We start from the raw sequence: 22,545 nt of genomic DNA, 5'->3' as shown, positions 1-22,545 counted from the left end.
CCGCCTTACCAATGTCCCTTTCGCCGGTTCCAGGCGTAAAGCAGATCGGCAAAACGGTCATAGGCGAAGCGTGTCAGCGGCAGCGTCAGCCAGTTGCCGAACAGCGTGGCGAGCCAGCCTTCGCCGGCTGTGCGGCGCCAGGTCTCGATGGCGACATCGGCACCGACCACCAGCCTGCCGGCATCGTCGGTCGCATGGAGGCGTCGCCTGATGTCGTCGAGCGTCGCGCCGTGGGTCGCCAGCGCTTCCGGCTCGAGGTTGATGTCGCGGAACGCGATCGTGCCGGCCTTGACGGCTTCGATCAGGCGGCGCTGCTGCCGGCTGATCCCGGCGTTACAAACCGGGCAGCGTGTATTGTACCAGACGGTGAAAGCCATCGGTCCTCCGCCGTGTGTGCAGCCACATCGGACCTTACCCCCGCTTCAGCAGGAACACCGCCTGTGCGCCGAACAGGTTCCAGAACCACCAGGGCGCGCTGACGCCGACCTTGCCGCCGGCGGCGTCGAGGGCGACGGCGCGTTCCTTTTCCGCGCCGATCGTGTCGCAGAGCGCCATGAAGTCGCGGATCGTGCAGAAATGGATGTTGGGCGTGTCCCACCAGGCATAGGGCAGGGAATCCGTCACCGGCATGCGGCCCATGAAGAAGACCTGTGAGCGCATCCGCCAATGCCCGAAATTCGGGAAGGAGACGATGGCGCGGCGGCCGATCCGCAGCATCTGCTCCAGCACGAGGCGCGGATTGCGCGTCGCCTGGATGGTCTGGGACAGGATCACATAGTCGAAGCTGTCGTCGGGATAATCGGCGAGGTCGGTGTCGGCATCGCCCTGGATCACGGAAAGCCCGCGCGCGACGCAGCCGGCCACGCCCTCGCGCGAGAGCTCGATGCCGCGCGCATCGACATGGCGGCTGTCGGCCAGCAGCGCCAGCAATTCGCCATCGCCGCAGCCGACATCGAGCACGCGCGAGCCCGGCGTCACCATCTCGGCGACGAGCTTCAGGTCGATGCGGTTGGTGTGGAGATCGGTCGTCGTCAAAGTGCCCTCCACCTGTCATTCCGGGGCGGCCCAAAGGGCCGAACCCGGAACCCACGACTGGGCTCAGCGAGACAAGACGCTGATTCTATCGGCTTCACCCGGTCGTGGGTTCCGGGTTCTTCGCTGCGCGAAGCCCCGGAATGACAATGGGCGGCGCTTGCCATCAAATCCCCCTTGCCCGCGCCGCTGCGCCGATGAAGCCGCGCGTCGTGGCGAAGAGGTTCGGCTCCTCGAGCAGGAAGGCGTCATGGCCCTTGTCGCTCTCGAGCTCGACGAAGGAGACCGACGCGCCTGCGGCGTTGAGCGCATGCACGATGGCGCGTGAATCCGCCGTCGGGAACAGCCAGTCGGAGGTGAAGGAGGCGACGCAGAAGCGGGTCTTGGTGCCCGCGAAGGCTTTTGCCAGCACGCCGCCATGGTCGTCGGCGAGGTCGAAATAATCCATGGCGCGGGTCATGTAGAGATAGGAATTGGCGTCGAAGCGCTCGACGAAGCTGACGCCCTGATGGCGGAGGTAACTTTCGACCTGAAAATCCGCGTCGAAGGAGAAGGTCGGCGCCTCGCGGTCCTGCAGCTTGCGGCCGAATTTGCGGTGCAGCGCCGGTTCCGAGAGATAGGTGATATGCGCGCCCATGCGGGCGACGGACAGGCCCTTGGCCGGGCGCGTGCCCTCTTCGAGATAGCGCCCGCTGCGCCAGTCGGGATCGGCCATCACCGCCTGCCGGCCGACCTCGTGGAACGCGATGTTCTGGGCCGAATGCTTGGCGCCGGTCGCCAGGGGCAGCGCCGAAAACACCCGCTCGGGATAGCTCGCCGCCCATTGCAGCACCTGCATGCCGCCCATCGAGCCGCCGGCGACGCAGAACAGGCTCTCGATGCTGAGCGAGTCGATCAGATGCCGCTGGGCGCGCACCATGTCGCGAATGGTGACGACGGGGAATTGCAGGCCCCAGGGCTTGCCGGTCGCGGCATTGGTCGAGGCCGGGCCGGTCGTGCCGGTGCAGCCGCCGATCACATTGGAGCAGATCACGAAGAAGCGCTCGGTGTCGATCGGCTTGCCCGGTCCGATCATCGCCGTCCACCAGCCGCCCTTGCCGGTGATCGGGTTGCGGCTGGCGAGATGCTGGTCGCCGGTCAGCGCGTGGCAGACCAGGATGGCGTTGGACCGGGCTGCGTTCAGCGTACCATAGGTCTGGTAGGCGATCTGCCAATGCTCCAGCGAGACGCCGCAATCCATCAGCAGCGGCGTGTCCGGGCCGAAGCGCGCAACCAGGCTCGAAGGCTCATTGGCCTCCTTCAACGGATCTGCGAGGCTGGGAGAGAGATCGCTCATCATCGTCCGCTTTGACAGGATGATTTGTCTTGCCGGTCAACTTGTTCGAAAGATCGAACTCTAGCGATGCCGCGATGTAAGCGTTCTGTCAATGCGCGCAAGCTTTCTGTCAATGCGTGGATGCGCGCGGCGGCTTTGCCAAGGCCCCGCGACGGCGCCGGAGCAGGATGCGAAAAAGTGGGCACCGGTTTTTCGCATTGATCCTGCTCTCGCTCTTAGTTGAGAGCCGGATGATTTCAGATGGGATCACTTTGTGATTCCATCTGAAATCATCCGGCTCTAAGAGCCTAAGCAGAACCTAAAGCCCTCATCCTGAGGAGCAGCCTTCAGGCTGCGTCTCGAAGGATGCTCCAGTGCCTGCTGGAACGATCCTTCGAGACGCCGCTTCGCGGCTCCTCAGGATGAGGGCTGTCCCTCCGATCGCGCAGCCATCATGACCGAAGCCGCTCCGACCACCCTTGCCGATCTGCGCGCCGAGATCGATCGCATCGACAGCGAGATGCATGCGCTGTTGATGGAGCGCTCCTCGATCATCGAGACGCTGATCGCGATCAAGAACACGCAAGTCTCGGGCTCGGCCTTCCGCCCCGGCCGCGAGGCCGACATGATGAAGCGCCTGGCGCTGCGCCATAAGGGCTTGCTGCCGCTCGACACGATCGAGGGTATCTGGCGCATCATCATCGCGACCTTCACCTATGTGCAGGCGAATTATTCCGTCCATGCCGATGTCTCGGGTGGCGACGCGGCGATGCGCGATTCCGCCCGCTTCCATTTCGGTTTCACCGTGCCCTTCGTCACGCATGAGGATGCGCGCGCCGTCATCAAGGCGGTGGCCGACTCGGCTGGCGATCTCGGTATCTTCCGCATGGACCAGGGCGCCAGCGCCGGCATCTGGTGGCGCGATCTGATCGGCAGCGACGCACCCAAGATCATCGCACGCCTGCCCTTCATCGAGCGGCCGGACCATCCGGCGGGTACACCGGTCTACTGCGTCGCCAAGCCCCTGGCCGATGCCGCGGTGCGCGAGATCGTGCTCTATGCGGCGCGTGTCGAGCGCTGGTCCGAGGCCTTGCGCTCGGGGCTCGCCCAGCACCTGGCCGAGGTTTCGGCCTCGGCCGCCGACGGCTCGCATCTCTCGCTCCTGGTCGCCGCCTCTGGCGAGGTCGACCAGAGCGCGATCCGCAAGGCGCTGGAGCCTGCCGGCCTCAGCGATTTTTCCGAGATCGGCAGCCACGCCGCCCGCTTCGCCGTCAAATCCGTCCGCTGATTTAAAAGCCGTCTTTCGCAAGGTCCCGACGATCATGGCCAATGCCGCTTCCCGCCCCGTGCCCCGCCCCGGCGTCCTCGACATCCAGGCCTATGTACCGGGCAAGTCCGCAGCGCCTGCCGGCGTGAAGCTGCACAAGCTTTCCTCCAACGAGACTCCGCTCGGCCCAAGCCCCAAGGCAGTCGCGGCCTATGGTTCGCTCAGCGGCAAGCTCGAGCTCTATCCCGATGGGTCCTCGACCAAGCTGCGCGAGGCGATCGCGGGCCGCTACGGGCTCGATGCCAACCGCATCCTCTGCGGCACCGGCTCCGACGAATTGCTCCAGCTCGTCACCAAGGCCTATCTCGGCGATGGCGATGAGGGCGTCTTCACCGAGCACGGCTTTCTGGTCTACCGCATCGCGATCCTGGCCGCCGGCGGCAAGCCGGTCGTCGTCAAGGAGACAAACTTCACTGCCGATGTCGACGCTATCCTGGCGGCGGTGACGCCGCGGACCAAGATCGTCTTCCTCGCCAACCCCAACAACCCGACCGGCACCTATCTGCCCTTCGACGAGGTCAAGCGCCTGCATGCCGGCCTGCCCGGCAATGTGCTGCTGGTGCTCGACGCGGCCTATGCCGAATATGTCCGCCGCAACGACTATGCCTCGGGGCTCGAACTGGTCGCGGAGAGCGAGAACGTCGTGATGACGCGCACCTTCTCCAAGATCTACGGCCTCGCCAATCTCAGGCTCGGCTGGCTCTATGGGCCTGCCCATGTCGTCGACGCGCTGGACCGCATCCGTGGCCCGTTCAACGTCAACGGCGCGGCGATCGAGGCCGGCGCTGCGGCGATCGCAGACGAGGCTCATGTCGCCTCGGCCATCGAGCACAACGACAAATGGCTTGCCTGGACCACGGCCGAGCTCGAGAAGCTCGGGCTCTCCGTGACGCCCTCCGTCGGCAACTTCATCCTGATCCATTTTCCGGCCAAGCCCGGCGAGATGACAAAGCCCGGCAAGACCGCCAAGGAGGCCGACGCCTTCCTGACCCGGCGCGGGCTGATCCTGCGCGCAGTCGCGGCTTACGGCCTGCCCGATGCGCTGCGCATGACGATCGGCTCCGAGGAGGCCAACCGCCTCGTCGTCGCGGCGCTCGCAGATTTCCTCGCGGGCAAGGCATGACGACCTCCTCCGAGAGCTTTGCGCCGCGTCGCAGCGAGCCGATCTTCGGCCGCCTCGCGATCATCGGCATCGGCCTGATCGGCTCCTCGATCGCGCATGCGGCCAAGGAGCTCAACCTCGCCGGTCGGATCGTGCTCTCCGATCGCGACGAGGCCGTGCGCGCCCGGGCGCGCGAGCTCGGTCTCGGCCATGAGATCGCGGAGACGGCGTTTGATGCCGTCCGCGATGCCGACCACATCATCCTCTGCGTGCCGGTCGGCGCCTGCGGCGCGGTTGCGGTCGAGATCGCGCCCGCGCTGAAGCCCGGCGCGATCCTCTCCGATGTCGGCTCGGTCAAGAACGCGGTGGTCGAGGCGGTGATGCCGCATTTGCCCGAGGGCGTGCATTTCGTCCCGGCCCATCCCGTCGCCGGCACCGAGAATTCCGGCCCCGACGCCGGCTTCCCGAGCCTGTTCCTCAACCGCTGGTGCATCCTGACCCCGCCGGAGGGCACGGACGCGACGGCGATTGCCCGGACTCGCCAGTTCTGGGAGGGCATGGGCGCGCTGGTCGAGATCATGACCGCGCAGCATCATGACCTCGTGCTCGCGATCACCAGCCATCTGCCGCATCTGATCGCCTACAACATCGTCGGCACGGCCGAGGATCTGGCGGCGGTGACGCAGTCGGAGGTGATCAAGTTCTCCGCCGGCGGCTTCCGCGATTTCACCCGCATCGCAGCATCCGACCCGACGATGTGGCGCGACGTCTTCCTGCACAACAAGGAAGCGGTGCTGGAGATGCTCGGCCGCTTCAGCGAGGACCTCTCGGTGCTGACGCGGGCCATCCGCTTCGGCGACGGCGAGACGCTGCACAAGCACTTCACCCGCACTCGCGCCATCCGCCGCGGCATCGTCGCACTCGGCCAGGAAAAGCCCGAGACGGAAAAACTGCGGAAATCCTGAACCGGGCGCTAGAGCCGGATGATGTCAGATGGAATCACGGAGTGATCCCATCTGACATCTGAATCCGTCTCTCATCTAAAAGTGAGAGCAGGATCAATGCGAAAAACCGGTACCCACTTTTTCGAATCCTGCTCTCGCATCGCCCGCTTCGCCTTGCCAAGAATCGGCAGGGCTGGTAGACGCCTCGCGTGTCGCCGCTTTAGCTCAGCTGGTAGAGCACCTCATTCGTAATGAGGGGGTCGGGGGTTCGAATCCCTCAAGCGGCACCACTGACCTGATTATTGATGCTTGCGAACCGGCCCGAAAGGCCGGTTTTTGTATTTTGGGTCATGGACGATCAGGCGCATTCGTCGATCGCTGCGTCGCCGCCCCGGCATCGACAGCGGCGCGCGCCCCGCCCCCGCCCGTCACCCACCCGCCTTCTCCGGCTTTCCGGGCTTGCTGAAATCGATCTGCTTCTGCAGCCCCAGCATCAGGCTGAAGGAGGTCACCGGCTCAAGGCCGGTTTCCTTGGTCTTGCGCAGCGAGGCGGAGGCGGTCGCGGTCAGGCCGTCGCCAAGGGCGCGCTGATAGTCGATGCCGATGCTCTTCTGGTCCGAAAGCGCGTCGAGGCCGAGATAATTGTCGGTCTTGCGGCGCAGGCTCAGCGCCACCGCGTTGGCCTCATTGATCTTGGCGGTGAGCTTGATCTCATGGGCCGTCACGAGGTCGATGGCCGAGAAGGGCAGCGTGGTGTCCTCGACTGCCCGGCTCGAGGCGAATTCGAACGCCAGGGCGCCATAGGGAATGCGCGCCTTGGCCGTGTAGAGCAGTTCGCTGACGGTCTCGAACTCCTTCTCGGGGAAGATGGCGCGGAACGGCGAGAGCGAGCCTTCGAGCGTCGTCTCGCCGATCTTGGTCGAGATGAACAGGTTCGGCTGCACGCGGTTATGGTCGCGCCGGAGCCCGAGATAATCGACCCCGTCGAGGAAATGCGTCCGCGATCCGGTGAAGGAGGCGCCGACCTCGCTGTCCCCGATGCGCCAGGCGGCGCCCGAGGTTAGCGAGACCGTGCCGAAATTTTCGTCGCGGGGCAGGAAGTCGCCGAGATTGAAGACATTGCGCTCGTTCAGCGCCGTGAGCCGGCCCTCCGCGCTCGCGAACAGGCGCAAGGCGCCGATGGCATGGTCGATGCGCCCGCGCAGGCCCAGGCTGCTCCTGCGGCGCGACCAGCTCTGTTCGTTGGAAGCCAGGATCGAGGTCTGGACCACCGTCGCATCGCCGATCGGGACCGCATGCTTCAGGGTCAGCGTGTGGAAGCGCGCCGCGGAGAGCACGCGCGGGTCATATTGAGTCTCGGCCAAGGTCAGGTTGACGCCGTAGCCGTCCTGCAATGCCCCGTGGAGATAATCCCAGGTTGCAAAGACGGTGGCGGTGGGGCTGCCCTTCTCGCCTTTCAGCGTCAAAGGATTGCTGTCGTAACCGCCGCGCAGGCCGATGACGGCGACCGAACTCTCCGCCGGCTGCACGTCCTTATCCGCCGCATAAGCGGTTCCCGCCATGAGAAGCGGCAGGAGATAGAGGGTGAACAGGCTCTGTTTCATCGCTGCTCGCGCTGTCGAGGCGCTGATAATCAGGTGATCGTACTTAAAATTTCCTAAATGAACGAAGGTATTACGTTTGGCTACTAGAGTTATATTGAAAGAAGAATTGAATAGATTTGGATGACGCAGAACATATGCTTACTGACATCTGGGTTAAGATTATCAAGTATGGTTAATGTTCGTCTAAGATTGCATCTCTAGGTTGTTGCAACCTATACGTTTGTCATCGCTTCGAACCCCGAGGCGGACCCAGGGAGAGTACAATGAAATACGCTTATGTTCTCGCTACGGTTGCAGCTTTCGCCGTGTCTCCTGCCATGGCTGGCGGCAAGGGCGGCTCGCTCATCGGAGGCTCGCTGATCGGCGGCATCATCGCCCCGGTGACGACCAGCATCTCCAAGGTGAGCGTGCTCAACAATGTCAGCGTCCTCAGCGGCAACAACATCGCCAACAATGTCGGCAACGGCAACAAGGTGAACGTTGCTGCCCCGGTCAAGGCGGTCGTCGGCGGCCTGCTCGGCGGCGTCGGACGTGGCCATGGCTGCGGCTGCAACTGATCCAGCCAAACGATCCTGAACGGCCCCGGCCTCGGCTTCGGCCGGGTCGGGCGGGAGGGGGGCGGTGCAAACCGGCCCCTCTTTTATGTGAGCGTTTTCGAGCGAAGTGGACGTCGGTTCGCGTGAAGAAAACGCGGCGCTGCTTTTGGGCGGCCCTGTTTGACCTCGGTGCCGATCAGGTGCTCTCCACTGCGATCAGCATGTCGCCGGCCGCGACGGTGGCGCCGGCCCGCGTGCCCAGCCGCCTGACCGTGCCTGAAGCCGGGCTCTTCAGCTCCATGAACAACTTCATCGATTCCAGCACGGCGACGATCTGCCCGGCCTCGACGCTGTCGCCCTCCGCCACATGAAGCGAGACGACGGTGCCCGGCATGCTGGCGCGCAGCGTGTCGCCGGTCTCGCCGCTCGCAGCGCGTTCCGCTGCTGCGGCGACCGCGGCCAACGCGATCCCGATCCGGCCTTCGAACCCGCCATGGCGAAGGAACACTTCCTCCGCGTAGCAGGCCGCATCCACGGCCATGTTCACGCCATCGACGGTGACGCTCCAGCGATCCGGCCCGGCCTTGCTGATGGCGACGTCATGCAGGCTGCCGGGGCTGGTCACGCGCAGGAAGCCGTCATGCGCTTCGACAGCAAGCCGCGCCGCATCTCCTCCTACCTGGACTGACAGATGCGCCGTGGCGGGCCGTCCCGCCGGCGCGAGCAGCCTGAAGCCGCCGAGCCTATTCCAGGGCCCGCTGCCTTGCGCCGGCCTGTTGGCGGTGAGCCAGATCGCCGCGGCGACGGCGTTGCGCACGGTCTCGTCGACAGGCCGGGGCGTCCAGCCGCCGGGCCAGGTCTCGGATATGAACAGGGTCGTCGCCTGGCCCATGACGAAGGCGGGCTGGCGCAAAGCATCCACGAGGAAGGGCCGGATCGTGCCGGGTCCAAGCACGCTCAGGCGGTCGAGGCCGTCAGTGAGCTTGCGAATGGCGGCCGGGCGATCGGGCGCATGCGCGATCAGCTTGGCGAGCAGGGAATCGTAATGCGTCGAGACCTCGCTGCCTGCCGCAACGCCGCTGTCGATGCGCAGGCCCGTGGGCTCGCGCCAGAGCCGGATCGTGCCCGTATCGGGCCGGAAGCCTTCATCCGCGCGCTCGGCCGTCAATCGCGCCTCGATCGCATGGCCGGTGCAGGTGATCTCGCTTTGCTTGCGCGGCAGCGTCTCGCCGGCCGCGATCCGGATCTGCCATTCCACCAGGTCGAGCCCGGTGATCGCCTCGGTGACGGGATGCTCGACCTGGAGGCGGGTGTTCATCTCCAGGAAGAACACGGCCTGCGTCGCCGCATCGACCAGGAACTCGACCGTGCCGAGATTATCGTAGGAAATCGCGCGCGCGAGCCTGAGCGCATGCTCGTGCAGGGCCGCGCGCGTCTCCGGCCGCAGATTGGGCGCAGGCGCCTCCTCCAGGAGCTTCTGGTTCGCGCGCTGCACGGAGCAGTCGCGCTCGAACAGGTGGACGATGCTGCCGTGCCTGTCGCCGGCGACCTGCACCTCGACATGGCGCGGCCGCGTCACGAATTTCTCGATCAGCAGACGACCGTCGCCGAAGGCTGCTTGCGCCTCGCGCGCGGCCGCGGCAATGGCGCCGTCGAGCTCGTCCTCACGCTCGACCTTGCGGATGCCCTTGCCGCCGCCGCCGGCCGAGGCCTTGACCATCACCGGCAGGCCGATGTGCAGCGCCTCCCTGCGCAAAACCTCCGGCGACTGATCGGCGCCGTCATAGCCCGGCACGCCCGGCACGCCGGCGTCACGTGCGATCTGCTTGGAGCGGATCTTGTCGCCCATCGCGTCGATCGCCGCGCTGGAGGGCCCGATGAAGCTGATGCCGTTGGCCTCGCAGGCGGCAATCAGGTCGAGCCGCTCGGACAAGAAGCCGTAGCCTGGATGGATCGCCTGTGCGCCGGTGGCAAGCGCCGCCGCGATGATCTTGTCCGCGCGCAGATAGCTCTCGCGGGCCGGTGCGGGGCCGATATCCACGGCCTGGTCGGCAAGGCGCACATGCAGCGCCTCGCGGTCGGCCTGCGAATGCACCGCGACGGTGCGGATCCCCATCTGCCGGCAGGTCTTGATGATGCGGCAGGCGATCTCGCCGCGATTGGCGATCAGGATGGTGTCGAACATCAGTGCAACCTCGTCATTCCGGTGCGGCCCGCCAGGGCCGAACCCGGAACCCACGACCGGGTGAGAGTCTTGCAATTGCAGCGACAAGGGCTCGCCCGGTCGTGGGTTCCGGGTTCTTCGCGGAGTTTATCCTTGGGCCGACCGAAGGTCGGACCCGAGGGCGAAGCCCCGGAATGACAATGGGGGGTCGACTGCATCGCCATCACATCCGGTACACGGGGCGGGGCGAGGTATCGCGCGGCTCGCCCGCCGCCAGCGAGAGGCACAGGCCGAGCACGTCGCGCGTCTGTCCCGGTTCGATGATGCCGTCGTCCCAGAGCCGGGCGGTGGCGTAATAGGGGTCGCTCTGCTCCTCGAACTGGGCGCGGGTCCTGGCGTCGAGGTCCGCGATGGCGGCCTCGTCAGTGGCGCCCTTGAGCGATTGCCGGCGCAGCTCGGTCACGACATTGGCCGCGACCTCCGGGCTCATCGTGGCGATGCGGGCATTGGGCCAGGAGAACAGGAAGCGCGGCCGGAAACCGCGCCCGCACATGCCGTAATTGCCGGCGCCATAGGAGCCGCCGATCAGCACGGTGTATTTCGGCACGCGCGCATTCGAGACGGCATAGACCAGCTTGGCCGAATGCTTGGCGATGCCGCCGCGCTCAGCCTCGGTGCCGACCATGAAGCCGGTGATGTTCTGCAGGAAGATGAGCGGAATCTGGCGCTGGTCGCAGAGCTCGATGAAATGCGCGCCCTTCACTGCGCTTTCGGAAAACAGCACGCCGTTATTGGCGATGATGCCGACAGGGTGGCCGTGGATGCGGGCGAAGCCCGTCACCAGCGTCGCGCCATAATCGGGCTTGAACGCGTTGAAGACGCTGTCGTCGATGAGACGGGCAATGACCTCGCGCACGTCGTAAGGGCGGCGCAGGTCGGTCGGGACGAGATCGGCGAGATCCACCGGGTCGAGCTTGGGTGGGGCAGGCTGATGCGGTGGCTCGACCAGCCTGCCTGCATCGCCGAGCGCGCCGACGATCTCGCGCAGCTTGGCCAGGCCTTCCATTTCCGTCAGCACGAGATGGTCGGCGACGCCCGAGACCTGCGTGTGCATCTCGGCCCCGCCCAGGGTCTCGCCATCGACGATCTCGTGAATGGCGGCCTTCACGATCGGCGGGCCGCCGAGATGGATGCGGCCGGTGCCCTTGACCATGATGACTTCGTCCGACAGCGCCGGGATATAGGCCCCGCCCGCCGTCGCGCCGCCGAAGACCAGCGAGATCTGCGGGATTCCTGCCGCCGACATCCGGCACTGGTTGTAGAAGGCGCCGCCGAAATGATCGCGATCGGGGAAGACGCGGTCTTGCTCGGGAAGATAGGCGCCGCCGCAATCGACGAGGTAGAGGCAAGGCAGGCGATGCTCCCCGGCGATCTCCTGCGCCCGCAGATGCTTGCGCACGGTTTCGGCGAAGAAGGATCCGCCCTTCACCGTCGCGTCATTGGCGATCAGCATGCAGGCGCGGCCCTGCACCATGCCGATGCCGGTGACGATGCCGGCCCCCGGCACCTCGTTGCCATAGAGCCCCCAGGCGGCGAGCGGCGAGAGTTCGAGGAAGGGCGTCTGCGGATCGAGCAGGAGATCGATGCGCTCGCGCACCATGATTTTTCCGCGTTGCTCGTGGCGGGCGCGCATCTTGTCGCCGCCGCCAGCGGCGACCAGCGCATGGCGCTCGCGCAGCGTGGCGAGCATCGCGGCGAGCGGGGGAGGGGGCGTGCTGCTCGCTTTGTTGGTCTCGGTCATGTTTCCCCCTGCCATTGCGGGCGATTGCCTCCCTCAGCCCTCATCCTGAGGAGCAGCCGAAGGCTGCGTCTCGAAGGATGCTCCAGCGCGCACCAGAGCCTCCTGGAACATCCTTCGAGACGCCGCGTGCCGCGGCTCCTCAGGATGAGGGCTGATGGTGGGAATGGCTTGATCTCGCCATCTCATTCACCTACCGTCCGTTAGGTAGGCGGATTGAAGCGCACAGGTCAAGCGCGGGAGAACAAACCATGACGGCAGCCGGGATTATCAAAGCGGGCAGCGAAGCCCCGCGCCGCTCGCCCTATTTCACCGAGGAGCATGAGGCGCTGCGCGACCAGGTCCGCCGCTTCGTCGAGACCGAGATCAAGCCGCATGGGCTGGCCTGGGAGGAAGCCGGCTTCGTGCCGCGCGAGGTGCTGAAGCGCATGGGCGCGCTCGGTTTCTTCGGCATCCGCTACCCCAGCGAATATGGCGGCTCGGAGATGGATACGCTGGCGACGGTGGTGCTGGCCGAGGAGCTCGGCCGCTCGACCTTCTCGGGCGCCGCCATCACGGCGCTGGTCCACACCGACATGGCCTCGGTCCATATCTTCAATGCCGGCAGCCAGGCCCAGCGCGACACATTCATGCCCGACATCATCGCCGGCGAGAAGATCGTCGCGGTCGCCGTCACCGAGCCCGATGCCGGCTCCGACGTGAAGGGCATCCGCACCACGGCGCGGCGCGAGGGCGAGCATTACGTGCTCAACGGCGCAAAGATGTTCATCACCAACGGCGTCCATGCCGATCTCTACTGCGTCGCCGCCAAGACCGACCTCGCGGCCAAGCCGTCGCAATCGGTCTCGATCTTCCTGGTCGAGAAAGGCACGCCGGGCTTCCGCGTTTCGCGCGCGCTCGACAAGCATGGCTGGCGCTCCTCCGACACCGCCGAGCTGGTCTTCGAGGACTGCCGCATCCCGGCCGAGAACCTGCTCGGCCAGGAAGGGCGCGGCTTCTATGCGATCATGAGCAACTTCCAGAACGAGCGCACGGTGATCGGCGCGATGGCGATCGGCGAGGCCCAGGCCGCGATCGATCTCACCCTCGACTACGTCAAGACCCGCAAGGCCTTCGGCGCGCCGCTCTGGGACAAGCAGGCGATCCGCCAGAAGCTGGCGACGCTGGCCGGCAAGGTCGAGGCCGGCCGCCAGCTCGTCTATCACGCAGCCTGGCTCGACGCGCAGGGGTTCGAGGCGACCAGGGAGGTCTCGATGGTCAAGGCCTATTGCGGCGAATTGGTCAACGAGGTGATGTATGCCTGCCTGCAGTTCCATGGCGGCATGGGTTTCATGCGCGAAAGCACGATCGAGCGCATGACCCGCGACGCCCGCGTCCAGTCGATCGGTGGCGGCGCCACCGAGGTGATGCTGGAAGAGGTCGCGAAGCGGCTGTGAGCAGGCAGCACTGTCATCCCGCACGCGCAGCAGTATGCAATGCTGCTGCGCAGATGCGGGACCGATTTCCGGAAGGGGTGCCTCGTTCTGCTCGCGGTCCCGTATCTGCGCAGCGGCACTTCGCGCCGCAGCGCGCACGGGATGACACCCTATGAGCGAAGCCCAATCCGCGCGGGTGGCCGTCGAAGGCGGTTCGCGCCGGCTCATCCTCGACACCGCCGCGCGCCTGCTGCGCTCGGGCGGCTATCACCAGACGACGTTGCGCGAGATCGCCGAGGCCGTCGGCATCCGCAAGGCGAGCCTCTACTACCATTTCGCCTCGAAGGAGGAGATCGTCGAGGCGGTGGTCAATGACGGTGTCCGCTTCGTCCATGAGGCGGTCGTCGCGGCTCTGGCCGGGCATGCCAAGGCCACGCCGCGCGAGCGGCTCGAGGCGGCGATCGGCGCGCATCTCACCGCGCTCCACGGCCATGGCGATTACACCTCGGCCAGCATCAAGACCTTCACCTTCGGGGCATCGCCCGCGCCCGACAGTGTGCGCCGGGTGCGCCGCGCCTATGAGGAGGTCTGGCGCGACCTTGTCGCCGAGATGCAGGCGGCGGATGTGCTGCCGGCCGAGCGCGCGCCCGAGGCGTTGCGCAATTTCCTGCTCGGCGCGCTGAACGGCTCGACCGACTGGTATCGCCCCGGCCGCTACGAGGTCTCCGAATTGGCCGCCGAATTCGCCGCACTGATCGCGCCGAAAACGACGCCCTGATGGCTTGGCCGTGCTCCGCGCGCTGCTTCTCGAGGCATTCGGCGGGAGCAGGGCTTTCCTGCGGTGCCATGGCTGCGGTGTGCCCTGGCTCGTCCATCGGCTAAGCCTCATGCCGGCCAAACCCTCGGCTGATGCAGGGCGGGGCAGCGTCGTTGCGGCCTGACGGCGCGGCGCGGGCTTTGCTAGCATCCTCCCCTCTGCTCAACTTTACCGCCTTCGCTCGTTCCAGGGACCGTCTCACGCATGCGCGCCTTCTATCACCCCGACCAGTCGCTCCATGACCCGCAGCAATATATGCGCTTCGGCAAGATCGTCGCGCCCAAGGACCTGCCCGAGCGCACGGCGCAATTGCTCGGCGCGCTGAAGCAGCACGGCGTCACGCCTGAGCAGCCGGCCGCCAGCGGCACCGATCCGATTCTCGCCGTCCACAGCGAGGGCTTCGTGCGCTTCCTCGAGACGCTCTGGCCGCGCTGGCTGGAATTGCCCGAGCGCGGTCCGGAAGCCTGGCCCAACACCTTCCCCTATTGGAGCGGGCGCACCGACGAATCCGTCCGGCCGCCTTGCCGGCCGACGGGGATCATGGGCCAGCTCGGCTGGTATCTCGGCGATCTTTCGGTTCCGGTCGGCGAGCATTGTTGGACCTCGACCTTGCGCTCGGCCGAGACGGCGGTCGCCGGCGCCGACGCCATCCTGTCCGGCGAGCGCGCGGTCTATTCGCTCTGCCGCCCCTCGGGCCACCATGCCCGCGCCGACCGCGCCACCGGCTTCTGCTACATCAACAACACGGCTGTCGCGGCGCAGCGCCTGCGCTCGAAATTCGGCAAGGTCGCGATCCTCGATGTCGACGCCCATCACGGCGACGGCACGCAGCAGATCTTCTATCGTCGCGACGATGTGCTGACGATCTCGGTCCATGCCGACCCGGTGAACTACTACCCCTTCTTCACCGGCTATGCCGACGAGACCGGCAACGGCCCGGGCGAGGGCTTCAACCTCAACCTGCCGCTGGCCCATGGCGCGGGTGGAGACGCGATGGCGGCGGCGGTCGACAAGGCCGGCGCGGCGATCAAGGCTTTTGGGGCCGAGGCGCTGGTGATCGCGCTCGGCTACGACGCGCACAAGGACGACCCGATCGGCGTGCTCAAGCTCGACGCGGCGGATTTCGGCACGATCGGCGCGAAGGTGAAGGCGTTCGGCCTGCCGACGCTGGTGGTGCAGGAGGGCGGCTACGCGATCGAGGCGATCGGCGGCTGTCTGGATGCGTTCCTGGGTGGGTTCAAGTAGCGCCTGTCATCCCGCACGCGCTGCGGCGCGCAGTGCCGCTGCGCAGATGCGGGATCGTCGTCAGAACAAGGCGCTCTACCTGTCATGCGATCCCGTGTCTGCGCAGCGGCATTTACATGCCGCAGCGCGCACGGGATGACACCCTCAGATCACCGCCTCGATCAGGAACGGCCCCTTCCTGCCGAGCGCGCCCTTGAACAGCTTGGTGAATTCCTCCGCCGTCGTGGCGCGGGCGGCTTCGACGCCCATGCCGCGCGCCATCGAGACCCAGTCCAGCGCCGGCTCGTCGAGGTTCAGCATCAGCTTGGCGTTGCGGCCGAAATCATTGACGCCGACGGCGCGCATCTCGCCATGCAGGATCGCATAGGTCCGGTTGGCGAAGATCACCGTGACGACATCGAGATTCTCGCGCGCCTGCGTCCACAGCCCCTGCACCGTGTACATGCCCGAGCCGTCAGCCTGCATGCCGATGACCTTGCGGTCGGGGCAGGCGACCGCAGCGCCCACCGCGAGCGGGATACCTTCGCCGATCGCACCGCCGGTGAGCTGGATGTAGTCGTGCTGCGGCGCGCTGTAGCAGTCGAAATAGAACATCCGGCCGGAGGAGACGGATTCATCGCAGACGATGCAGTTCTCCGGCAGCAGGGTCGAGACGATGCTGCAGACCTTGTCGGCGTCGAGCGTTCCCGTCGGCAGCGCCGGCTGTTCCCGGCGCGGCGGTGCGATGAAGGCAGGCGCCGTCTTCGTCGCGCCGAGCTCGTCGGTGAGGGCAGCGATCGTCCCGGGCAGATCGTCGCCGGGCCGGGCCAAGGTCACGATCTCGCAGCCCTCATGGACCAGCCGGCCGGGCTTGCCGGGATAGGCAAAGAAGCCGACCGGGATCTGCGCGCCGACCAGCACGAGATAGTCGACGTCCTTGAGCTGATCGAGCGCCTTGTCGACGGGATAGTGGATCTTGGGCATCGCGACGCGGCCGGCGCCGCGCTGGACGCGCCCGTTCGACATCTGGCTGAAGATCTTCGCCCCGGTCGCGGCGCAGGCGCGCGCCGCCATCTCCATCGGCGCCTCGCGCAGCGCGAGACCGGTCAGCATGATCGCGGCCCGCGCGCCATGCTTGCGCAGCCCGGCGGCGATGTCGCGGATCGTGGCGGCCTCGACGCTCTTCAGCGCAGGCAGCTTCACCGGCTTCAGCTCGGCCGGCTCGACGCCGTTCCAGGCGCAATCGGCCGGCAGGATGACGGTGGTGACGCCCGGCAGCGTCAGCGAGGCGACATAGGCTTCTTCGATCGCCGGGCCGACATCCTCGGCCGAGGCGATGCGGCGGACGAAATGCGACATCGGCTTGGCCATGCTCTCGATGTCGCTGGTCAGCGGCGCGTCGTGCTGGAGATGATAGGTCGCGTGGTCGCCGACGACGTTGATCATCGGCGTCCAGGCGCGCCTTGCATTGTGCATGTTGGCGAGTGCGTTCGCCATGCCGGGCCCGCAATGCAGCAGGGTCGCGGCCGGCTTGTCGGCCATGCGGGCATAGCCGTCGGCAGCGCCCGTCACCACGCCCTCGAACAGGCCGAGCACGCAGCGCATCTGCGGCTTGCGGTCGAGCGCCGCGACGAAATGCATCTCGGACGTGCCGGGATTGGCGAAGCAGACATCCACGTCGTTGACGAGGAGCGTGTCGCAGAGGCGGTCGGCGCCGTTCATTCGGATCATCCCGGACAGGGTTGGTGGAGAACGCGCTGAGCGCGAAAGGAGGCCTCAGGGGAAAAGATGTTTGGCGCACTGTCAAACGCGAGAAATTCATGGCGGGGTCGAGATCGCGTGATGGGTGCCAGGGGCGCGGCTTGAGGGCGCGGCTTGACGGATTTGCATATGCATTTAACCTTCCCTGGAACGAAGGTTGCATCTGGGCTCGCTTCAGGTTGCGGTGGCGTCTCGCCGCCCGGATCATCCGACGACAACAGGGGAAGGCTCACGTCATGACAGGTTTGAAGCGTATCGCGGCATTGGCCGGCATCGGTCTCGCCGGCCTCATTGCGGCGGGCGCCGCGCAGGCGCAGACCAAGGTCGCCATCGGCATTTCGGGCTGGACCGGCTTCGCCCCGCTGGTGCTCGCCAAGGAAGCCGGGATCTTCGCCAAGAACGGCCTCGACGTGACGATCAAGAAGATCCCGCAGAAGGACCGACATCTCGCCATGGCCTCGGGCGACATCCAATGCGCCGCGACGACCGTCGAGACCTGGATCGTCTGGGACGGCGCGGGCGTGAAGAGCAAGCAGATCTTCCAGCTCGACAAGAGCTATGGCGCTGACGGCATGGTGACGCGCAGCGCCATCGGCTCGATCAAGGATCTCAAGGGCAAGACGGTGGCGGCCTCGGCTCCGGGCACCTCGCCCTATTTCGCGCTGGCCTGGTTCCTCAAGGAGAACGGCATGTCCATCAAGGACGTGACGGTGGTCAATATGGAGCCGGGCCCGGCGGCGCAGGCCTTCATCGCCGGCCAGAACGACGCGGCCCTGACCTATGAGCCTTATCTCTCCGCTGTGCGCGAGAAGCCCGAGGCCGGCAAGATCATCGCCACCACGCTCGACTACCCGATGGTGATGGACACGCTGGGCTGCACGCCTGCCTTCCTTGCCGCCAATGACGCTGCGGCCAAGGCGCTGACCAAGAGCTATTTCGAGGCTCTCGACCTGATCAAGGCCGAGAAGGACAAGGCCTATGGCATCATGGGCGCGGATGTGAAGCAGAGCGGCGAGCAGTTCGGCAAGTCGGCGGCCTACCTGCGCTGGTCGGATGCGGCGGGGAACAAGACGTTCTTCTCCGGGGAATGGCAGGCTTTCTCCGCCAAGGCTGCCGACCTCCTGCTCGAGATCGGCCTGATCAAGGCGAAGCCGGACCTCGGCACGCTGGTCGAGACAAAATACGTCATCGGCGGCTGAACCGGGTGATCCTGCCCGATGTCTTGCTCCCCGGCTTGCGTATCGTGTTTTGCGGCACGCAAGCCGGGGCGGCCTCGGCACGTCGCGGGGCCTATTATGCCGGGCCGGGCAACAAGTTCTGGAAAACCCTGCATGAGGTCGGGCTGATCACCGAGCGGCTCGGCCCGATGGATTTCCGCGATCTGCCGCGATACGGCATCGGCCTCACCGACGTCGCCAAGGCGACTTCGGGGCCGGACGCCGCCTTGCTGCGATCCCATTTCGATGTCGAGGGCTTTATGAGCAAGATCAGGGCGCATGCCCCAGCCATCGTCGCCTTCAACGGCAAGCGGGCGGCGCAAGCGGCGCTCGGCCTCCCCGGCCCGGCGATGTCCTATGGCCTGCAAGCGGTGAAGGTTGCGGAATCCGCGGCCTTTATCCTGCCTTCGACCTCGGGCGCGGCTGCCGGCTTCTGGTCGATCGAGCCCTGGCGGGAACTGGCCTCGGTCGCGGGCGCGATCGGAGCCGCCGCATGAAACCGCTTCAGCCGGTCTCCGGCGGCGCAAGGATCGGCTACGGCGTCGCCTTCTTCGCGCTGTTCGTCGTGCTCTGGTCCGTCGCGACCTTCGGCGGCTATGTGCAGCGGCTGTTCCTGGCCGACCCGCTCACCATGCTGCGGGAAGGCTATAGCCTGCTGGTCCAGTACGGCTTCGCCTTCGATATCGGCATGACGATCTGGCGCGTCATCGGCGGCTTCGTGCTGGCCGTGGCCGTGGCGCTGCCGCTCGGCATCCTGATGGGCGCCTACAAGCCGGTCGAGGCGTTCCTCGAACCCTTCGTCTCCTTCGCGCGCTATCTGCCGGCCTCGGCCTTCATTCCGCTCCTGATCCTCTGGGCCGGCATCGGCGAGGCGCAGAAGCTGCTCGTCATCTTCATCGGCTCGGTCTTCCAGCTCATCTTGATGATTGCGGTCGCGGTCGGCGGCGTCCGGCGTGATCTCGTCGACGCAGCCTATACGCTGGGCGCCAGCGACAGCTCGGTGGTCAGGCGCGTGCTCCTGCCCAATGCCGCCCCCGAGATCGCCGAGATCTTCCGCCTCGTGCTCGGCTGGGCCTGGACCTATGTCATCGTCGCCGAATTGATCGGCTCGTCATCGGGCATCGGCCATATGATCACCGACAGCCAAGCGCTGCTGAACACCGGCCAGATCATCTTCGGCATCATCGTCATCGGGCTGATCGGCCTGGTCTCGGATTTCCTGTTCAAGGCGGTCAATCAGCGCCTGTTTCCATGGGCGGCTCGATGAGCAAGCTGATCATTGAGAATGTCGGCAAGGTCTTTCCGGCCCAGCGCGGCGGTCAATCGACGCGGGCCCTGACGCCGACGACGCTCAGCGTCGCCGATAACGACTTCATCACGATTCTTGGCCCGTCGGGCTGCGGAAAATCCACGCTGCTGCGCATCATCGGCGGGCTCGAGACGGCAAGCGAGGGCCGCATCCTGCTCGACGGTGCGCCTGTCTCCGGACCGGGCGCCGATCGCGGCTTCGTCTTCCAGAGCTACACGCTGTTTCCCTGGTTGACAGTGATCGAGAACATCGCCTTCGGCCTGCGCGAGAAGGGCGTGCCCGAGCGCGAGCGGCTCGATCTCGCCCGCGACTGGGCCGGCCGCGTCGGGCTTTCGGGTTTCGTCGATCATTTCCCAAAACAGCTTTCGGGCGGCATGCAGCAGCGTACCGCGATTGCCCGCGCGCTCGCCAACGACCCCAAGATCCTGCTGCTCGACGAGCCCTTCGGGGCGCTCGACAACCAGACCCGCGCCTTGATGCAGGAGATGCTGCTCGGCATCTGGGAGCGCGAGCAGAAGACCGTGCTCTTCGTCACCCACGATATCGAGGAGGCGATCTTCGTCGGTTCGCGCGTCGTGGTGATGAGCGCCCGGCCCGGCCGGATCAAGGCCGATATCGCGGTCGATCTGCCCCATCCGCGACCCTACACCATCAAGACGAGCCCGGAGTTCGTGGCGCTGAAGGAGCGGCTGGTCGAGGAGATCCGCGTCGAGGCCGTTCTGGCGGCGGAGGTCCACTAGAACCTGCCCGCGCAACCATCACCCCGCAGCTCGCCCGATATGCGGCAAGTGATGGTCGGAATTGCAGAAAAAGGGCTATTTTGTTGCAATAGTCGCTTGCCATCTTATCTCCAAAGGGGTGCTGCCATGAGGTGGGGCCGATGCACGCGCTTATCGCAAGGATGTTGTCCCGGCTGGTGAAGGAGCCGCGGATCGATGTTGTGTTCGCCGATGGATCACTGCAATCCGTCGGAAAGGGGAGTACGCCCGCATTCAGGATGCGCATCGCCGACCGGCCGACCGAGCTCCAGCTCGCGCTGGACCCGGAGCTGGCCCTGGGCGAGGCGGTGATGGAAGGGCGCGTCGTGGTCGAGCGCGGCAGCCTCTATGATCTGCTGGACGTGCTGGTCGCAGGTGTTCACCGCAACCCTCCGACGGCCTGGGCCAGGGCGCTGGCGAAGCTCAGGACCAGCGTCAGGCGCTTCCACCAGCACAACACGCTTGGCTGGGCGCGGCGCAATGTCGCCCATCACTATGATCTCAAAGCGGAGTTTTTCCGGCTCTTCCTCGATGAGGACATGCAGTATTCCTGCGCCTATTTTCTGACGCCGCAGACCTCGCTCGCCGAGGCCCAGATCGCCAAGAAGCGGCACATCCTGGCCAAGCTCGCGATCGGGCCGGGCCATGATGTGCTCGATATCGGCTCGGGCTGGGGTGGGCTCGGCCTGACGATCGCAGGCGAGACGGGCGCGAACGTGACTGGCGTCACGCTCTCGCAGGAGCAGCTCGCCGTCGCCAGGGAGCGCGCGACGGCCGCAGGCCTGCCGGTCGATTTCCGCCTGCAGGACTATCGCGACGTCCCGGAGCGCTTCGACCGGATCGTCTCGGTCGGCATGTTCGAGCATGTCGGCGTCGGCTATTACCGCACCTTCTTCCGCAAGGTCGCGGAACTCTTGAAGGATGACGGCGTCGCGCTGATCCACACGATCGGCCGCAGCTCGCCGCCTGGCGCGACCAACCCCTTCATCGCCAAATACATCTTCCCGGGCGGCTACATCCCGGCGATGTCGGAGGTGACGGCGGCGGTCGAGCATGAGGGCCTGATCATCTCCGATGTCGAGGTGCTCCGGCTGCATTATGCCGAGACGCTGAAGGCCTGGCGCGAGCGTTTCCTCGCGCGCCGCGCCGAGGCGGTCGCGATGTATGACGAGCGCTTCGCCCGGATGTGGGAGTTCTATCTCGCAGCCTCGGAGGCGAGCTTCCGGCATGACGACCTCGTCGTCTTCCAGTTCCAGCTCACCAAGCGCCTCGATACGCTGCCGATGACGCGCGGCTACATGGAGCAGCCGCAATAGCGGCTGCGGCTAGTGGAAGGGTGCTGGAAACCCTTCTCCCAGCCATCTCGGGCTTGCCCGAGATGGGCAACCCTAAGTGTCAAAGTCGGCAACAGTCGACTTTGATGGGGAGAAGGGAAGAGGGCGCGCGGCAGTGGCGAAAAGGCGCGGGGAACCCCTCTCCTGTAAGGAGAGGGTTCTGCGTTGCGGCCCTATCCCCGCCGCACCAGCAGCACTGCTGCCATAGTCGCGGCGCCGCCGACGGACGGCTCGGGCTGATCGAGTTCCGCTCCTTCGAGATGCCGCCCGATGCGCGCATGAGCCTCGCGTGTCAGCTCATCGGCCGCAGCGTGATCGCGAACATCTCGCTTTCGGGATCGTTGGCGCTGAGTTCAACCCTCGCAGGGTCGTCCAGAACGGCGCTGTCGCCGGGCACGAGTGTTTCGATGGCGGCCCCGACCCTTGCCGTCCAGCCGCCCGTGCGCGCCACGAGGACAAGCAGCCCCGCATCGGCTTCAAGCACATGCGGCTCCGGCCCCGTCAGCCGCTGCATCGCATGAGCCCAGCGGCCACGCCGGCTCATCACGTTGAGGTCGTCGATCGGCCCGGCGACGAGCTGCCCCGCGACAGCGCGGTCGGCCGCGAAGGCGAAGGGCTCCGTCTGCCGGTCGAGCGTGATCGTCTCGCCATCGCTGAAGGCGAGGCGGATGCCGTTACCGCGCAGCACCGCAAGGGTCCGGTCGATGCCGGGGAAGCTGGAGAACGGCCCGTCGCTGCCGACATGCGCCATGGAGATGCGCCAGTCGAAGGCATCGAGCGAGGCTCCCTGCGGATGCACGGCGATTTCGGTCGTGGTGCCGCCGCCATTCTTCCACGGCATGGCGCGGCACTCGCGGGCTCGGATCAGGCGCATGGTCAGCCGAGATT

The 22,545-nt window shown here is 66.2% G+C and carries 20 protein-coding genes, 1 tRNA gene and 1 pseudogene; 14 read left to right on the top strand and 8 right to left on the bottom strand.

Annotated elements, in window-relative coordinates; translation table 11 throughout:
• Nucleotides 1-5: 5 nt before the first annotated feature.
• The 3 genes from ACSQ3P_RS08850 to metX form a co-directional block, all read right to left on the bottom strand.
• Complete coding sequence (locus tag ACSQ3P_RS08850; RefSeq protein WP_436165236.1) at nt 6-377, bottom strand: thiol-disulfide oxidoreductase DCC family protein; 372 nt, start codon at nt 375-377, stop codon at nt 6-8.
• 34 nt (nt 378-411) lie between these two features.
• Nucleotides 412-1,035: a methionine biosynthesis protein MetW gene (gene metW, locus ACSQ3P_RS08845; protein ID WP_436165235.1), complete on the bottom strand. Its 624-nt coding sequence runs from the start codon at nt 1,033-1,035 to the stop codon at nt 412-414.
• Between the two features lie 163 nt (nt 1,036-1,198).
• Complete coding sequence (gene metX, locus ACSQ3P_RS08840; RefSeq protein WP_436165234.1) at nt 1,199-2,368, bottom strand: homoserine O-acetyltransferase MetX; 1,170 nt, start codon at nt 2,366-2,368, stop codon at nt 1,199-1,201.
• Nucleotides 2,369-2,801: 433 nt separating this feature from the next.
• Between metX and ACSQ3P_RS08835 the strand changes: the two genes are divergently transcribed.
• The 4 genes from ACSQ3P_RS08835 to ACSQ3P_RS08820 all read left to right on the top strand — a co-directional run bounded on the left by ACSQ3P_RS08835 (nt 2,802) and on the right by ACSQ3P_RS08820 (nt 6,010).
• Nucleotides 2,802-3,635 carry a chorismate mutase gene (locus ACSQ3P_RS08835; RefSeq protein WP_310158406.1) on the top strand — a complete coding sequence of 278 codons (834 nt, stop codon included), beginning with the start codon at nt 2,802-2,804 and terminating at the stop codon, nt 3,633-3,635.
• A 34-nt stretch (nt 3,636-3,669) separates the two neighbouring features.
• Nucleotides 3,670-4,797, top strand: a complete 1,128-nt coding sequence (locus tag ACSQ3P_RS08830; protein ID WP_436165233.1) for a pyridoxal phosphate-dependent aminotransferase — start codon at nt 3,670-3,672, stop codon at nt 4,795-4,797.
• On the top strand, nt 4,794-5,741 hold the full coding sequence (locus tag ACSQ3P_RS08825) for a prephenate/arogenate dehydrogenase family protein (RefSeq protein ID WP_436165232.1): 948 nt from the start codon (nt 4,794-4,796) through the stop codon (nt 5,739-5,741). The genes ACSQ3P_RS08830 and ACSQ3P_RS08825 overlap by 4 nt, the downstream gene beginning before the upstream one ends.
• Before the next feature lie 193 nt (nt 5,742-5,934).
• Nucleotides 5,935-6,010, top strand: a tRNA-Thr gene (locus ACSQ3P_RS08820).
• Between the two features lie 138 nt (nt 6,011-6,148).
• On the opposite strand, the gene ACSQ3P_RS08815 is transcribed toward ACSQ3P_RS08820, so the two are convergent.
• The gene (locus tag ACSQ3P_RS08815; RefSeq protein ID WP_436165231.1) at nt 6,149-7,324 is read right to left on the bottom strand and encodes a hypothetical protein; all 1,176 of its coding nucleotides are present in this window, start codon (nt 7,322-7,324) and stop codon (nt 6,149-6,151) included.
• A 263-nt stretch (nt 7,325-7,587) separates the two neighbouring features.
• On the opposite strand from ACSQ3P_RS08815, the gene ACSQ3P_RS08810 reads away from it, so the two are divergent.
• Nucleotides 7,588-7,881 carry a hypothetical protein gene (locus tag ACSQ3P_RS08810; protein WP_436165230.1) on the top strand — a complete coding sequence of 98 codons (294 nt, stop codon included), beginning with the start codon at nt 7,588-7,590 and terminating at the stop codon, nt 7,879-7,881.
• A gap of 175 nt (nt 7,882-8,056) precedes the next feature.
• On the opposite strand, the gene ACSQ3P_RS08805 is transcribed toward ACSQ3P_RS08810, so the two are convergent.
• Complete coding sequence (locus ACSQ3P_RS08805) at nt 8,057-10,045, bottom strand: biotin carboxylase N-terminal domain-containing protein (protein ID WP_436165229.1); 1,989 nt, start codon at nt 10,043-10,045, stop codon at nt 8,057-8,059.
• A 202-nt stretch (nt 10,046-10,247) separates the two neighbouring features.
• Nucleotides 10,248-11,825 (bottom strand): acyl-CoA carboxylase subunit beta, encoded by a 1,578-nt coding sequence (locus ACSQ3P_RS08800; RefSeq protein ID WP_436165228.1) that lies wholly within the window; start codon nt 11,823-11,825, stop codon nt 10,248-10,250.
• A 248-nt stretch (nt 11,826-12,073) separates the two neighbouring features.
• On the opposite strand from ACSQ3P_RS08800, the gene ACSQ3P_RS08795 reads away from it, so the two are divergent.
• The 3 genes from ACSQ3P_RS08795 to ACSQ3P_RS08785 all read left to right on the top strand — a co-directional run bounded on the left by ACSQ3P_RS08795 (nt 12,074) and on the right by ACSQ3P_RS08785 (nt 15,299).
• Nucleotides 12,074-13,258 (top strand): acyl-CoA dehydrogenase family protein, encoded by a 1,185-nt coding sequence (locus tag ACSQ3P_RS08795; RefSeq protein WP_436165227.1) that lies wholly within the window; start codon nt 12,074-12,076, stop codon nt 13,256-13,258.
• A 151-nt stretch (nt 13,259-13,409) separates the two neighbouring features.
• A complete protein-coding gene (locus tag ACSQ3P_RS08790) occupies nt 13,410-14,015 on the top strand; it encodes a TetR/AcrR family transcriptional regulator (protein ID WP_436165226.1) in 606 nt (201 codons plus the stop codon).
• Nucleotides 14,016-14,258: 243 nt separating this feature from the next.
• On the top strand, nt 14,259-15,299 hold the full coding sequence (locus tag ACSQ3P_RS08785) for a histone deacetylase family protein (protein ID WP_436165225.1): 1,041 nt from the start codon (nt 14,259-14,261) through the stop codon (nt 15,297-15,299).
• A 144-nt stretch (nt 15,300-15,443) separates the two neighbouring features.
• Here ACSQ3P_RS08785 and ACSQ3P_RS08780 read toward each other — a convergent pair whose 3' ends face one another.
• Entirely contained in the window at nt 15,444-17,000 is a 1,557-nt protein-coding gene (locus ACSQ3P_RS08780) for an acetolactate synthase large subunit (RefSeq protein WP_436165224.1), read from the bottom strand.
• 275 nt (nt 17,001-17,275) lie between these two features.
• Between ACSQ3P_RS08780 and ACSQ3P_RS08775 the strand changes: the two genes are divergently transcribed.
• The 6 genes and pseudogenes from ACSQ3P_RS08775 to ACSQ3P_RS08750 form a co-directional block, all read left to right on the top strand.
• Nucleotides 17,276-18,238 carry an ABC transporter substrate-binding protein gene (locus ACSQ3P_RS08775; RefSeq protein WP_436165223.1) on the top strand — a complete coding sequence of 321 codons (963 nt, stop codon included), beginning with the start codon at nt 17,276-17,278 and terminating at the stop codon, nt 18,236-18,238.
• 5 nt (nt 18,239-18,243) lie between these two features.
• Entirely contained in the window at nt 18,244-18,753 is a 510-nt protein-coding gene (locus tag ACSQ3P_RS08770) for a mismatch-specific DNA-glycosylase (protein WP_436165222.1), read from the top strand.
• Nucleotides 18,750-19,523 carry an ABC transporter permease gene (locus tag ACSQ3P_RS08765; RefSeq protein ID WP_436165221.1) on the top strand — a complete coding sequence of 258 codons (774 nt, stop codon included), beginning with the start codon at nt 18,750-18,752 and terminating at the stop codon, nt 19,521-19,523. The genes ACSQ3P_RS08770 and ACSQ3P_RS08765 overlap by 4 nt, the downstream gene beginning before the upstream one ends.
• The gene (locus ACSQ3P_RS08760; protein WP_436165220.1) at nt 19,520-20,305 is read left to right on the top strand and encodes an ABC transporter ATP-binding protein; all 786 of its coding nucleotides are present in this window, start codon (nt 19,520-19,522) and stop codon (nt 20,303-20,305) included. The genes ACSQ3P_RS08765 and ACSQ3P_RS08760 overlap by 4 nt, the downstream gene beginning before the upstream one ends.
• 140 nt (nt 20,306-20,445) lie before the next feature.
• Nucleotides 20,446-21,639 (top strand): class I SAM-dependent methyltransferase, encoded by a 1,194-nt coding sequence (locus ACSQ3P_RS08755; RefSeq protein WP_436165219.1) that lies wholly within the window; start codon nt 20,446-20,448, stop codon nt 21,637-21,639.
• Between the two features lie 239 nt (nt 21,640-21,878).
• Nucleotides 21,879-21,977 (top strand): annotated as a pseudogene (locus tag ACSQ3P_RS08750) (transglutaminase family protein); the annotation flags it as partial.
• On the opposite strand, the gene ACSQ3P_RS08745 reads toward ACSQ3P_RS08750, so the two are convergent.
• On the bottom strand, nt 21,950-22,531 hold the full coding sequence (locus ACSQ3P_RS08745) for a HutD/Ves family protein (protein ID WP_436165218.1): 582 nt from the start codon (nt 22,529-22,531) through the stop codon (nt 21,950-21,952). The pseudogene ACSQ3P_RS08750 and the gene ACSQ3P_RS08745 overlap by 28 nt on opposite strands.
• Nucleotides 22,532-22,545 lie beyond the last annotated feature (14 nt).

The organism is Allobosea sp. LjRoot9, from assembly GCF_964252745.1.
Lineage (GTDB): Bacteria > Pseudomonadota > Alphaproteobacteria > Rhizobiales > Beijerinckiaceae > Allobosea.
The sequence above is the reverse complement of the archived record's forward strand: the minus strand, read 5'-3'. Positions and strand labels throughout refer to the sequence as shown.